Source organism: Paraburkholderia sp. SOS3 (assembly GCF_001922345.1).
Lineage (GTDB): Bacteria > Pseudomonadota > Gammaproteobacteria > Burkholderiales > Burkholderiaceae > Paraburkholderia.
The window spans coordinates 1,229,544-1,243,688 of record NZ_CP018811.1 but is presented as its reverse complement, the minus strand read 5'-3'; the positions used below and the strand labels follow the sequence as shown (position 1 = coordinate 1,243,688).

Annotated in this window: 8 protein-coding genes; 2 read left to right on the top strand and 6 right to left on the bottom strand. The window is 61.0% G+C overall.

The features are described 5' to 3' along the window. Positions 1–133 precede the first annotated feature (133 nt). Together BTO02_RS05685 and BTO02_RS05680 are read left to right on the top strand one after the other, a co-directional pair. On the top strand, positions 134–1,867 hold the full coding sequence (locus BTO02_RS05685) for an FAD-dependent oxidoreductase (RefSeq protein ID WP_232243460.1): 1,734 nt from the start codon (positions 134–136) through the stop codon (positions 1,865–1,867). Positions 1,868–2,206: 339 nt separating this feature from the next. Continuing rightward, the gene (locus tag BTO02_RS05680) at positions 2,207–3,094 is read left to right on the top strand and encodes an alpha/beta fold hydrolase (RefSeq protein WP_075158623.1); all 888 of its coding nucleotides are present in this window, start codon (positions 2,207–2,209) and stop codon (positions 3,092–3,094) included. A 160-nt stretch (positions 3,095–3,254) separates the two neighbouring features. Here the strand turns inward: BTO02_RS05680 and BTO02_RS05675 are convergent, their stop codons facing one another. From BTO02_RS05675 to BTO02_RS05650, 6 genes are all read right to left on the bottom strand, one after another. Next, positions 3,255–8,189 carry an ATP-binding sensor histidine kinase gene (locus BTO02_RS05675; protein WP_232243509.1) on the bottom strand — a complete coding sequence of 1,645 codons (4,935 nt, stop codon included), beginning with the start codon at positions 8,187–8,189 and terminating at the stop codon, positions 3,255–3,257. 550 nt (positions 8,190–8,739) lie between these two features. Beyond that, positions 8,740–9,618 (bottom strand): aldo/keto reductase, encoded by an 879-nt coding sequence (locus BTO02_RS05670; RefSeq protein ID WP_075156210.1) that lies wholly within the window; start codon positions 9,616–9,618, stop codon positions 8,740–8,742. Between the two features lie 227 nt (positions 9,619–9,845). After that, positions 9,846–10,376, bottom strand: a complete 531-nt coding sequence (locus tag BTO02_RS05665; RefSeq protein WP_075158622.1) for a YkgB family protein — start codon at positions 10,374–10,376, stop codon at positions 9,846–9,848. A gap of 120 nt (positions 10,377–10,496) precedes the next feature. Beyond that, positions 10,497–12,089, bottom strand: coding sequence for a nitric oxide reductase activation protein NorD (locus BTO02_RS05660; protein WP_075156209.1), 1,593 nt, complete (start codon positions 12,087–12,089; stop codon positions 10,497–10,499). Continuing rightward, positions 12,070–12,879: a CbbQ/NirQ/NorQ/GpvN family protein gene (locus BTO02_RS05655; RefSeq protein ID WP_075156208.1), complete on the bottom strand. Its 810-nt coding sequence runs from the start codon at positions 12,877–12,879 to the stop codon at positions 12,070–12,072. The genes BTO02_RS05660 and BTO02_RS05655 overlap by 20 nt, the downstream gene beginning before the upstream one ends. Positions 12,880–12,901: 22 nt before the next feature. Continuing rightward, a complete protein-coding gene (locus tag BTO02_RS05650) occupies positions 12,902–13,939 on the bottom strand; it encodes an aliphatic amidase (protein ID WP_075156207.1) in 1,038 nt (345 codons plus the stop codon). Between the last annotated feature and the right edge of the window lie 206 nt (positions 13,940–14,145).

The window sequence follows — 14,145 nt, the reverse complement described above, 5'->3', positions numbered from 1 at the left end:
ATGCTGCGATATCGTAGTGGCCAAGTCGCCAGCCCGCTATCGTTACCGGACAGTGAGGCACGGCTTCCTCAAACACCCGCACAGAGCGACCATGTCTTACTCCAGCCGCGTCAAAAACGACCGGATCTCTTCGGTGACATCGGACCAAGACTCCAAAACGAAAACCGATGTTTTACCGGTTACGTTGGGAGGTCTCGTGCCGGACCGCTACGACGTCGAAGAAGCGGCGCAGCGCACGCAGATCGAGCGGCGCAAATACCAGATGTATCCGTATCTGAGCGACGCGCGCCTCGCGAAGATTGCGCATTTCGGCCCCACCGAGCACTGGCCGGCCGGCAGTACGATGTTTCGCGCAGGCGAGCCCAGCGAAGGCATGCGGGTCGTGACAAGCGGTGTAGTCGAGATCCGCGCGCGGGACGGCCTCGGTCAGTCGCAGGTATTCGAGGTGGTTAGCGAAAAGCAGTTTCTCGGCGAAACCGCGACCTTGAGCGGCAAACCGTACCTCGTGGATGCGTTCGCCGTCAGCGACGTCGAGACAATCCTCGTGGTTCCCGAGCAGCTACGTTCGCTGATGATCGCCGAGGCGCAGCTGGGTTCCGAGATCATGCGTGCGTTCATCCTGCGCCGCGTGTGGCTGATCCAGAATGGCTGCGGCCCGGTGCTGATCGGCTCGCAAACAGACCCGAAGCTGCTGGCGCTGACGGATACGCTGCGCCGTGCCAATCATCCGCATCGCGTTCTGCATCCCGAATCGGACAGCGACGCCGCGCAACTGCGGGGCAAAATCTCGCTCGACGGCATGGTCTTGCCGGCGGTCGTACTGGTGAACGGCGAAGTGCTTCAGGATCCCGGCGAGATTGGACTGACCGCGGCGCTCGGTGTCCTCTCCGGCTTCGACGAAAGGCGCATCTATGACATGGTCGTGGTCGGCTCGGGTCCGGCGGGCCTCGCGTCCGCCGTGTACGCTGCGTCGGAAGGACTTTCGGTGCTCGTGCTCGATGCAAGGAATTTCGGCGGCCAGGCCGGTGCGAGCGCCCGGATCGAAAATTACTTCGGCTTTCCCACCGGCATTTCCGGCCACGTGCTGGTGAGCCGCGCTTTTGAACAGGCCGTGAAGTTCGGCGCGAATATCGTAATCCAGTCGCGCGTCGTCAGACTCGATTGCGCGAAATCGCCGCTCGAGATCGAAATCGAAGACGGCCGGGTGGCGGCAGCGCGTACGGTCGTGATTGCCAGCGGCGCGTCGTACCGCCGTCCACATATCGACGGGTTGGAGCGCGTCGACGGTCGCGGTGTGTACTTCTGGGCGTCCTCGATCGAAGGCCGCCTGTGCCGCGACAGCGAGATCGTGCTGGTCGGAGGCGGAAATTCGGCAGGCCAGGCGATCGTCTTTCTTGCCAGCTACGCATCGCGTATTCATGTTCTCATTCGACGCGACGGCCTCGCCGACACGATGTCGCACTACCTGATGTCGCGCGTGATGGGCCTCTCGAACGTGTCGATTCACACCCGATGCGCGCTCGAATCGGTTGACTGCGATGCGGACGGATTAAGCGAAGTGACGTTCGCCACGCCACATGGCCGCACCTCGATCGGCACACGCCATCTTTTTCTTTTTACCGGCGCCGAACCCAGTACTGACTGGCTGCGCGGGTGCGGCGTCGAAGTGGACGACAAGGGCTTCGTGCTCACCGGCAATACCGATCGGCGGGATGCACGCGGGCACCGGTTCGCCTTCCAGACCAACGTGACGGGTGTATTCGCGGTCGGCGACGTACGTTCGTCGTCGATCAAACGAGTGTCATCCGCGGTCGGCGAGGGCGCTGCGGTCGTGTCTGAAATACATGCGTTCTTGACAGACCCGTAGACTCTTCGACGTATCGAATGGCATCGCCAGATCTTCAAGCCCCGCTAGATAACTTCGGTCACAGCTGAATGGAACAAAGCTGAATATCGACGCATAACCGGATCGCCTCTGAATAACCGGTAATCCGCAAATAACAGGTTACTCCGCCTTATTTTTAGCTGGCTCGACAGAAATGAAGGAATAACTTCCCATTCCGAAGCGTCTCATGCGTGGCTCGACAAGAACGTCGAGTACACGGGCGTCCCGCATCGCGCATTTTTGCGCGACGCCCTATCAATCCATCGCATAAGGATAATCATGGGAAGCAGACGAGACTTCATGGTCCAAACCGGACTTCTGATGGCAGCCACATCGTTCGGGGCGGCAAGACCAGCCGCGGCGCAAAGCAGCACTCTGCAGTCGATCGGGCTCACGGTAGGAAACCTTCAGTTCGACGCCTTATCGGCCGGACCGGGCAACGGCGAGCTCGTGCTATGTCTGCACGGCTTTCCCGAGTACAAGGAGTCGTGGATCCCGATCCTTCTTCAACTCGGCGCAGCCGGCTATCACGCGGTTGCCGTCGATCAGCGCGGGTATTCGCCGAACGCGCGGCCGACCAACGTGAGCGACTACTCGCCAGCGAATCTTGTTGCGGACGTGCTGGGCTTTGCGCAAGCGCTCGGCGCAAGCCAGTTCCATCTGGTCGGACACGATCGCGGCGGATCCGTCGCCTGGGTGCTCGCAAAGAACAACCCCGGCGTGCTGCTGTCGCTATCGATCCTGTCGACGCCGCACCAGGACGCTTTCACCTACGCGTTGTCGACCGACGCATCGCAGCAGGCCATGTCGTCGTACATTCAGATATTCGACCAGCCGGCCCCGGCCGGTGAAAACTTCCTGCTCGCCAATAATGCGGCGAACCTGACGGGTTCGTATAACGGTCTGGTGCCCAACGCCGCGACGTATGTGCAGCAATTGCAGCAACCGGGCGCGCTGACGGCCGCCTTGAACTACTATCGCGCCGACAATCTGACTGTGCCGCTCGGCAATATTGCCGTGCCGACCACCTATATCTGGGGTTCCGCGGACGCCTACCTCGGCAAGATCGCGGCGAGCGCCACTGCGACTTTTTGTACCGGGCCCTACACGTTCGTTCAACTGGCAGGGCGTTCGCATTGGCTGATGGATGAAGATCCGTCCGCCATCGCGACATTGCTGCTGCAACAGTTCAAATCGACGGTGAATTGAACAACGCTTGCGAATCGATGCCTGACGCGGGATGCGCGCCGAATCACGACTGGCCCGCACCCCGCAGCCGCGAGCGCGGGAAAGTGGCGTCCGCCGGTACATCCTCATGCTGAGACGGCCCGCAAACGCGGCCCGACGAGGCAACGGCGGCCGTCGAAAATCACACGGCAGCACGATCAGGCGCGGCCCCGATCGTGAACTCGAAGCGGGCGCCATGTGGCGTATTCGACGAAACCGTCAATTCTCCGCCATGTGCTTCGACGATCGATCTGCAGATCGATAGTCCCATGCCCATCCCCGTGCCCTTCGTCGTCACGAACGGCTCGAACACTCTACCGGATACGGCCTGATCGACGCCGGGCCCGGTATCGGAGACGGAAACGAGAATCCGGCCCTGACCGTTTGCTTTGGAAGCCAACTGGAGTTTGCGCATCGTCGGCGGCGAATCGGACATCGCCTCCATTGCGTTGACGACGAGGTTCAGCACGACTTGCTGCAGCTGAACGCGATCGCCATAGGCGATCAGTTCGCCTGCGACGCACCGAACGTCGACATCGACGCCGTGATGCGAGATCTCGCGACGCAGCAGCTGCAGCACCTCGCGAATCGATTCATTGAGGTCGAATTGCTTCATCTCGGGCGGCGACTTCTTCGCAAGCGAAAGCAGTCCGCGAACGATCGTTGCCGCGCGGGTTGTAGCGGCAGCCACCCGCTCCAGTGACACACGCGCTTCTCCGACATCCGGCTCATCGCGATTCAGCCAGCGCAGCGCGGCCTGGGCGCTCGTATGCGCGGAACCAAGCGGCTGATTGACCTCGTGCACGATCGACCCGACGAGTTCGCCCATCGTCGTGAGTCGCGCAACGCGCGCGAGTTCGGTCTGCGTTTGCCGTAAGCGCTCGGAGACCTCTTCGCGCCGCGCGCTTTCTTCGATCAGCTGCGCGTATAACCGGGCATTTTCGAGCGAAATCGCGGCGTGCGTCGAAAGCACGCCAAGTACGGAAGTCCGTTTCGGCGTGAATGCCCCCGTGACCAGGTTGTTCTCGACGTACAGCAGGCCAACGATGCGCGACTGGTTCAGCAGCGGCAGGCACAGCACTGAACGCGGTTGCGCCACACGTATATAAGGGTCTGCGGACCACTCGCGAGCGTCTCGCGCGTCCGCGAGCGCGAGCATTTCACCCGTGCGGATCACAGCGTGCACGAGCGACAGCGGCACGTCCGCCGGAGTCGGGGCGCCGGATCGCATGACGACTTCGACCGATTCGTCGCGTACCCTGGCTTCGGCTTCGATCTGCAAGACGTCGCCCTGCATGGCAACCAGCACGCAACGCTGCCCTCCGGCGTGCTCGAGGGTACACCGCATCAAGGTCTCTACGAGGCGCGCCAATACGATTTCGCGCGACAACGCGTGGGTTGCCTTGACGACTGCGCCAACATCGAGCTGGCTTACCAGATCGGAGAACATGCCGGCGCCGTCCGATGCCGCGAGATCGGGCGAGATCGCATCCAGCTGTGCCACCTTTGCATCGGCGCCCCATGCCGCGTAGCAGTACCGGGCGTTGCGCAGGTAAGTGCGCGCGCTCGTTTTCGAGCCGAGTTCCGTGTGAAACCGGGCAGCCAGTTCGTTAGCGAGCGCTTCGTCGTTGAGAAAGCCCTCCTCGCGAGCCCCGCTGATCGCTTCCTCATAGAGACGTACTGCATCGGCCGCACGGTGTTCGATTCGCGCAATTTCGGCAGCCACGAGCGTTGCGCCGTGGCGGTAATTGTTCGGTGAACTGCGCGCCCAGATGCACAGCCGACGCATGCGCGAGTGGAGCGTATCGAGGTGGCGGGTTCGCTCCTCCCCTACGCTCGTTCGGCAGGCGGCAGCATGCGCAAGCGCGCTATGCAGCACGAAAATCGCAGTTTCAAAATGACCGCCCGACGACCAGAGCAGCCCGGACACGCGAGCATCCGCATCGAGCGCGGCGGCGATGTCGCCGAATAGAAGATGGGCCTGCATCCGGTGAGTCCAGTACGAGAAGACCGAGATCGGCCGGTTCGTATGCCGATCTGCCTCGTCATCCGTCCACCAGGCAGCACTGGGTGGTGTACCGCGGAGTGTGTCGATATAAGTGATCTGCGCACGAATTGCATCGATAACCAGATCGAATTTCGTGTCGCGCGCATAGGCGAGCGATTCGTACGCCAGGCGCTGCGTTTCCACAAGCGGGGCGCCGTAGACCAGCATCGGCGAGATCAGATTGCGGCGGCAGTAGGCGGCAAACGTCAGATCACCCGCTTGCATCGCTTCATCGAATGCGCCGCGGATGTGCGGCAGCGCGTTGCGCACCGGACGCGACCACGATTGCTGCAGACCGAAACACATGTGCACGCGCGCCTTGTATCGATCGAAGCCGCGTACGTCGACCAGATGCATGGCGAGCTCAGCGAACGCATAGCACGTGTCGTAGTCGTCGAAGCGCCGGAAAACCTCGCTCGCGCAAATGTAACCGTAACACGACGCGTCGGTCACACCGTGTTCGAGGCTGATGCGCGCCGAATGCAGAGCGATCATGTCCGACAGATTCACGGCCGTGAAAAACGCCGGCGGGATCAGATCGGCGAGCACCTGTACCACGCCGCGCCATACGAGGTCGAGCATCTCCGGTTGCGTTCGGCAGTCGTCGAAAGTGCGATCGTGCAAGCGGCCACGGAAACGCGCATATTCCGCTTCAAGGTCGGCGTCGCGAGGACGGGCCGGCATGTCGATTCCCACCATGCGCAAATACTGAAGCCCGACCTGGACGGCGAGATCCGAGCGGTCTCGTGCGGTATAGAGTGCTGCGCGAAGACTGGTGATTTCGGCACCGAACGGCAAATCCACGTTCCGGCGAGCAAGCTCCGACAACCGTGCTTCCGCCTTGTCCATATGGCCGGTGATGAATTCGCACTCGGCAAGATGAAACGCGGCCGTTTGCCCTATCCGTTTATCGCAGTCGCCCGACAACGCCGCCACGGCGACGTCAAGATAGGTCAGCGCTTCGGCATAGGCCATGGTGGCTTTCGCCTGAAGGCCCGCCTGAAGATTTAACGCGCCGATTCTGGCGCGCTCCCCGGGCAGCGTGACCAGGCGACTGGCACGGTTCAGGTGGTTGACGACCTCATAGACCAGAGGCGAGTTCTCCGGGCGGGCCTCTGCGATCTGGCTATCGAGACGCCGTCCGATCTGCAGATGCAGTTCCATACGCCTGTTTTCATCGGAAAGCGTCAGATATGAAGTCTCGAGAATACGATCATGGGTGAATGCGTATGCGTCGCCGACGCGTTGCACGAGCCTCGCATTGACCGCGGCATCCAGCCTTTCGTGAACGATCTGTACCGACAGGTTGGCAACGAGTGCAATGGTGTCGTCGGCAGCGCGTCGCCCAAGGCACGAGAATACGTGCAGCAGTTCTCTGGTCGAGGCAGGAAGCAATTCGATCCGCTGCAGCAGCAGGTCGACTACGTTGTTCGTATATCCCTTTGCCCGAATGCGCGTCGCGTCCCAGACAAGGCTACCGTCGGTCTGGAATCCGATAAGGCCTTCTTGCGCAAGCGCGGAAACAAACTGGATCGTGAAGAACGGGTTGCCGTAGGTTTTCTCGACGATGAGGCGTGCAAGCGGCAGAACGCACCCGGAACTGTCATGCAGCAGATCCGACAGCAAAGCCGCCACGTCGGCCGCCGCCAGTGGCCGCATCGCGATGAGTTCGACGTTCCCGTCGTGAGCGAGCGCATGGAGAGGATTCGACGCGGCGATTTCGTCGTCGCGAAAGCTGCCGACGATCATCAGATGCGGCACCGGCGCACGCAGCACAAGATAATCGAGTACGGATAATGATCCGTCGTCGCTCCATTGGAGATCATCGAAAAAGAGCATCACCGGACGCCCGGCAGATGCGAAAGCGCCAAGCAGGTTCGCCACTACGCGCAGGAGGCGGTCCTTTTCTGCCTGCGGCGGCAAAGGGGGCAACGCAGGCTGGGCTCCGGCGATGCGCTCGAGATCAGGCACGAGCGGCAACAACGCGCGCCCCAGCCCTTCCAATGCCGTCCGGAGTCTGGAGCGCCAGCGATCGAACTCGGGACCCGCCTCGCCTAGCAGTGGACGCACGAGACCATGCAGCACCTGCACGAGACTTCCGTAGGGCACCCGTTGCATTGCCGGCTCGCATTTCGATGTGGCGGCCCAGCACGCGCGCGTGGTCGGTCTGGAAAGATGCTCGCGCACGAGCGACGACTTGCCGGAGCCCGCGGTACCGCACACGAAAAGGCAACGCGAGGCTCCCCGCGCCGCCTGCTCGAGCGCCGTGTCGAGCCGCTCGATGTCGCATTCGCGCGCATATAGCCTCGTGGACCGGGCGAGTCGCTGCGCAATGTCGTGCAGATTCAGCGGAAACGCTTCAAGCGTGCCGTTCCGCTTCCATGCATGCGAGCACCGCTCGATATCGGCCAGCAGACTGACCGCGGAGGAATATCGCTCGTCGGGCTCTTTCTCCAGCAGCTTCATGACGATCGCACTGACCTGTTCCGGCACCGCCGGCTGGTGGGCACGAACCACAAGCGGCCGTCTTGCCGCGTGCGCGTGAGCCCATCCGAGCGCGTCTCTCGCCGCAAACGGCGGGACGCCGGTCAACAGTTCGTAGAACACACAGCCGAGCGCATAGAGGTCTGCACGGGCATCCACGGTGCGATGAGGGACGCTCATCTGCTCGGGAGACAGATACGCGAACGATGTCGTGTCGGAAGCGGATTGCTCGTAGTCGGAAATCGTACCGTCGCGGATCCGCTGCGCGTAGCCGAAGCCAGTTAGCCAGGCACGGCAACTGCCCGACTTCGTTGCGCCGAAGGTATCGCTTTTTCCAGCCTCGACTAGCAGATTGTCCGGGTTGATCCGCAGATGGACCAAACCACTTGCATGCATTTGCGATACCGCGCAGACGATAGCGCCCGCCAAGGGCAAAAACTGCTCAATCGGTAAAGGCGAGCCGCACCGGACTCTCAGCAACTGACCGCCGGGGTCTGTCAGGAGCAGCGATGTCTGATCGTCATGGCAGGTCTGCGCAAGGGGCATCGCCGCCCATTCGCGATCGAGACACGACCGTAGCGCGTATTCACGGCCAAGCGCCAGTACCTGCGCCGTTCGATAAGCGCCCGCGCCGGGCGTCGCTCTGAGCGTACCTTTTCGTTCGCCGACCGTTCCTCGATACAGTCCGGCGCCGTCACGGCGCACAAGTGGCTCGTCAGTCTCCGTGGGGCCGGCCATCGGTGAAATCTCCCATATGCGAGCCGGCGTTCCTACGGCTTGTGCCGTCTGCATCGATTCACTGCGATGGCCACCTGCCTGACCGTGCGCTTGCACATACGGTCGCTTCAGACAGCTAACCGCTAAAACCGGTCTCGTAAGGTGATTTTAACCCGATATGAATAGAAATTATGCGTCTCGACATGCGGATTCGGCATGCGTCGGGAGAACCTGTTGTGTTGCCGCCCAAACTCCTCCACCGTTAAAAGACATTTTTCCCGGTTTCACTCAACGAATATTTCTTCCCTGACGCCGGTCAGACGAGACAGCAAATGCGGCGCACATTCTCCCCACGAATTCGAACCAAGGGGCGCAACGTCTAGCCAACCTTGCGCTCCGCGGCGATGTCGCGCTCCACGGCGGCCCATTGTTCGCCCGTCAACATCAGGTCGACCGCTTTCATATTCTCTTCGAGGTGCTGGATAGACGACGTGCCCGGAATAGGCAGGATCGCGGGACTGAAGTGCAGGAGCCAGGCGAGGCAAAGCTGCGCACCGGTTGCGCCGTGACGCGCTGCAGCCCGTGCAAGCGCAGCATCCGGCATCGGCATCAACGCTCCGCCGAGCGGAAAATAAGGCAGGAAGGCCATGTCGTGCGCCTCGCAATATTCCACGATCGGCTGCTGCTCACGATATGCGATGTTGAACAGATGTTGCACGCTCACGATGTCTACGACTTTGCGTGCCCGCTCGATATGCTGCAAGGTCACGTTGCTCAGGCCGATGTCCTTGATCTTGCCCTGCTCCTGCAATCTTGCCGCTGCGCCGAGTGTTTCTTCGATCGGTATGGCCGGATCGACGTCGTGAAGCTGCCAGAGGTCTAACGCTTCGACCTTGAGATTGCGCAGGCTAAGTTCCACCTGCTGGAATATGTATTCAGGGCGTCCGATAGCGCGCAACGGCGGCGGCGTGTTAGGTCCGCCATAGGCATAGCCGGCCTTCGTTGCGATGACGATGTCCTCCCTGTAGGGCGACAGCGCCTCTGAAATAAGCTGTTCGCTTATCTGCGGGCCATATATGTCGGCGGTATCGATAAAGTTGACGCCAAGCTCGACGGCGCGCCGTAGCACGTTGCGCATCGCGGCCCGGTCTGCCGGTTCGCCGAATGCTAGTGGCCCTGTCGTGCGCATTGCACCATAGCCGAGCCGCGCGACCGTCGATCGTCCAATTCGAATGGTCCGTGATGGAGTGATTTGCATTTTGGTCCGTCCTGTCAAAAATGTTCGGATTTGGCGACGAAGGACAAAAACCTATCACAGACGCTTGAAGCAAGTTGACCGTGAATTCAGGTCAATTCAGATGTTACCCGTACGGCTTGATGTTCTCCGATTCAGGGGTTGCCGTTGCACAGTGAGATCTTGCAAGTGCAACGCACGCCCGCCCCCAAGCACATGAATCACGAGTAGGGAGCGGGTTCCGAACGCAGTTACGCGGCCAGTTTGTGGAGGGAGGGATTCCGTTGATCGGCAGAGCCGCGCGCCTCGATCACGCGGGACACGTCCTGCTTGAGCAGGTAGATGGAAACGACGAGCAAAACAAGGTCTTTCAAAAGGAAGGCTGACACGATGGTCATCGCAGGAAACCCTCCCGCAGCGGGTTCCCATGCGCCTGGAGCGAACGGGAAGATCGAGAACGTGGCGATGAAGCTGAACGTGGAACCTAGCGCTCCCAGCACGCCCAGTTTCTTGTTCCAGAACCCAAGGAACAGTAGCGAGCAGAAAGTCCATTCTGCGGTTCCGAGCAGAATGCTCGTGCCGCTAATGCCCAGCACCGGAATCATCCAGAAGATAAGGGGGCCGTGCGTGATCAGTGGAACCAGCCCCGTGATTTCGGCGTTGAACCATTTGTCGTAGCCGAACCACGCGAAGATCACCACCATCGCGGCGCGCAGCAGGTGGTAGTCGAGGTCGTGCTTCAAAAGGCCCGAACGGCCTAGTATGTTGACGAGGTAATTCATGTTTCTCTCCATTTTGGTGTGGTTAAAACCTGGGTGCCGGTGACATCACGCAGCGGTCATCTCGAGTAAATTCCAGAGAATCTTCGGCAGCCACGTACTTCGCGCGGCTGCCATAACGTTTCACGATCCGAATATTTCGGTAGCCACACGGCGCTCATGAAGGCCGACGACGATGCAGTGGGTCCGTACGCGGCGATGCGCCAAGGTCCGTACTGCATGCCGTGCGTCTTCGATCAGATATCGCAAGTCGAATACATCGATGTCCGACGGCTGGCCATCGGTCATCACGATCACGCTTTTCAAGCGGTGCGATTCCTGCTCGATGCACGCGCCGGCGTGACGCAGCGCGGCGCCCAAACGCGTTGACCATGCGGGGCGTACCGCTGCGAGCGCGGCTCGGTGCCCGGCGCTAAAGTGCGATCCGAAGTCCTTGAAGCGTACGTACCGCACTTCACTTCGCCCGTTAGACGAGAAGCCGTGGACGGCCACGCGCACGTGTTCGCTATCGAAGGCCGCTATTGCCGATTCCGCCGCCTGCCGTTCGAGATCCAGCAGTGTCGATCCGGAGTCGGTCGCTGCTCGCGCCGTCGACTCCGACAGGTCGAGCAAAATCAATACGGACGTCTCACGCGCACGCGGAGCGGGATTCGTAAACACACGTCCATCTCCGGACTGGCCGGCCCGCCGCATGACTTCGTGCTCGATCACCGCATCGAGGTCGAGATCGTCGCCATCGGGCTGGCGCCGCAAGCGGTGAATCGATCGCACCCGGTAGCAGCACGCGGGCACTTCCGGACGCGACGCAAGCGGCCATAAATCGACCTCGTGTTGCCGGGCAGTTCGTACCGGTACGCCCTCCACGATGCCAACCCAGTCGCTGCGCAATACGTTCGTCTTGTAATCCCATTCGGGATACGTCACCGGGGCATGCGCGATTTCCGTTTGCCGATCCGGTGTTGCCGTGTCGGTGCCGCCAGCGTCCGCCGACTGCGTCACCGTATCGTCGGGTTGTACGATGGCGGCTTGCGGTTCGCTGTTCTCGAAACGCCACAGATAAGTGTTGTCGTCGCGGTATGCCGGTTCGACCCGGTACGACGCTGCATCGAAACGCACCCGCATCTGGCCAAGATCGTTCGCGAGCACGGCTCCCACCTCACCGAAACGCGCAGCGTCGTGAAGGTCACCGCCAATGGCCTCGAGCAAAGCCTGGCCTTTCTGCACCCAATGGTGCGGGTCGCGATATGCAGGGTCGTGCAATGCGAGACTCAACCTTTGCATCAACGTCGCGAACGATAGCCCCATTGCCTGCAACTCGTGCGCGGGTCGATGAAAGCGGCCCCACAACAACCGAAGCCCCGGATATCGCCGCGCCATCAAACGCTCGACCCTGACGTCTTCGAGCATCGAAAGCACGGCAATCATCATCGGGACGTGGCCGCCTGCGTCCCGTGCCGCCTGCGAGAAACGGAGGTGCCCGATTGCATGTGCGATCGTTGCATGCGCGAGGAGCCTGTGGTCCGCTGACAGCGCGGCCACCGGCAGCAGGATCGTCGTCTCCGTGACGGCGCAACGCGCGTCGGCGACAGCATCCGCAGCGTCTGCGCCGTCGACACGCGGCGCGACACCCGCAAGCCTTCCGACCCGCACGCCGTGCTGCCCGAAGCCTCTCGCATAGAGCGAAGACCCGCGCTCGTCAGGGTCCGAAGAACGCATCGACAAAGCCATCCAGCGCGCTCAGTACTTCTGCATCGTCGCTGACGGGGCGCGTCATCGCGATGCGGCAGGCCGCGTGCGCAGCCATGCCGTCAGCAATCAGCATCGCGGCGCGGACCACCATCCGTGTCGAGATGCCTTCATCGACGCCATGCCCGCGCAGTGCCCGCGACTGTTGTGCGATACCCACCAGTTTTTGCGCCGTTTCGCGGTCGATGCCGGATTCGCGCATGACGATTTCTGCTTCCATCGTGGCCTCGGGATAGTGGAAATCGAGTGACACGAAGCGCTGCCGCGTCGAGATCTTCAGGTCTTTCGATGCGCGCTGATAGCCGGGGTTGTAGGACATGACCAACTGAAAATCCCGATGGGCGCGGACCCGCTCGGCCCGACGATCGATCGGCAGGATGCGTCTGTCGTCGGCCAATGGGTGAATGACGACGGTCGTATCGGCGCGTGCTTCGACCACCTCATCGAGATAGCAGATCGCGCCGTGTCTGACTGCGAGCGTCAGCGGTCCGTCGTGCCATACGGTTCCCGACGGATCTAGCAGATACCGGCCGACCAGATCCGATGCACTCAGATCTTCATTGCATGCGACGGTGACCAGCGGTTTGCGCAAACGCCAGGCCATATGTTCGAGAAATCGCGTCTTACCGCAACCGGTCGGGCCTTTGAGGATGATCGGCAGCCGTCGCGCGTACGCGCTCTCGAACAGGTCCACCTCGAGGCCTGTCGCGCGATAGTACGGCTCCGAATCGATCAGATACGGCTGGAGAGTGTCTTTCATGAACGGCGCTCGCGGATATCGTTCACCGATGCGTCGGAACCTCGTTCGGAATACCGTCGATCGGACACTCCTGTGTGCCCGGCGTCGAGCGCGTCAATGCTTCGACCTGCTTGCGCGTTCCTTCCGGGTCCTGGATCCAGTCGCTATAGAAGCGAAATGGGCACACCGCCACGCCATTGACACTATCGCCCGAATTGATCGTGCCGGTATAACCGCGATGCAGCAGCTTGTACAGATGATTCTGCGACTGCATATTGCGCCGCGCGTCGCGAATCAGGCCCATCGAGAGCTCCGCGTACTGCACGCCCATATCTTCCTCGCCGCATTCGCCAAGCGTTCGTCCATCGAAGCCGATGATGGCCGAATGCCCGAAATACGAATACACGCCATCGAATCCCGATGCGTTCGCCACCGCGACATAGGTGTTGTTCATCCAGGCCATGGCTTTCGACACCATGATCTGCTGCTCTTTCGACGGATACATGTAGCCCTGGCAGCGAACCACGAGTTCGGCTCCACGCATCACACAATCGCGCCATATCTCCGGGTAATTCCCGTCGTCGCAGATGATGAGGCTTATCTTGATGCCCTTCGGACCTTCCGATACGTATGTGCAGTCACCGGGATACCAGCCCTCCACCGGAACCCACGGCATGATCTTGCGATATTTCTGCACGATCTCGCCTTTGTTGTTCATGAGGATCAGCGTGTTGTACGGCGCCTTGTCCGGATGCGCTTCATGGCGCTCGCCGGTAAGCGAAAACACGCCCCAGACGTCGGCTTTTCGACAGGCCGCGGCAAAAATTTCAGTCTCCTCGCCGGGAATCGTCGCAGCGGTCTCATACATTTCCTTCGCGTCGTACATGATGCCGTGCGTCGAATATTCGGGGAAAACGACGAGGTCCATGCCCGGCAAGCCGCGCTTCATCCCGACTACCATCTCGCCGATCTTCCTCGCGTTCCCGATGACTTCATCCTTCGTGTGCAAACGCGGCATCCGGTAGTTCACGACCGCGACGCCCACGCAATCCTTACTGCTTGAAATGTCACCGTGTCTCATCAGTGTCTCCTCGTGTGAACGACCATCCGACGTTGCGGATTTGCCTGCGCGCAGGAAATAGTCAAAGAATAAGTTCACGGAGAGACACGATCTCGAACGTTTGCACGTTCTGTTGGAATCACTCGCGATCGGTCGAATTCAACAGATCAGCGATAACTCGAAAGCGCTTGCCATCACTGACGGCATAGTCGCGCCCCGACCAGGCA

Coding starts and splice junctions, on each gene's coding strand:
- BTO02_RS05680 (WP_075158623.1), top strand. CDS start 2,207: ATGGCAGCCACATCGTTCGGGGCGGCAAGACCAGCCGCGGCGCAAAGC.
- BTO02_RS05675 (WP_232243509.1), bottom strand. CDS start 8,189: ATGCCCCTTGCGCAGACCTGCCATGACGATCAGACATCGCTGCTCCTG.
- BTO02_RS05670 (WP_075156210.1), bottom strand. CDS start 9,618: ATGCAAATCACTCCATCACGGACCATTCGAATTGGACGATCGACGGTC.
- BTO02_RS05665 (WP_075158622.1), bottom strand. CDS start 10,376: ATGAATTACCTCGTCAACATACTAGGCCGTTCGGGCCTTTTGAAGCAC.
- BTO02_RS05660 (WP_075156209.1), bottom strand. CDS start 12,089: ATGCGTTCTTCGGACCCTGACGAGCGCGGGTCTTCGCTCTATGCGAGA.
- BTO02_RS05655 (WP_075156208.1), bottom strand. CDS start 12,879: ATGAAAGACACTCTCCAGCCGTATCTGATCGATTCGGAGCCGTACTAT.
- BTO02_RS05650 (WP_075156207.1), bottom strand. CDS start 13,939: ATGAGACACGGTGACATTTCAAGCAGTAAGGATTGCGTGGGCGTCGCG.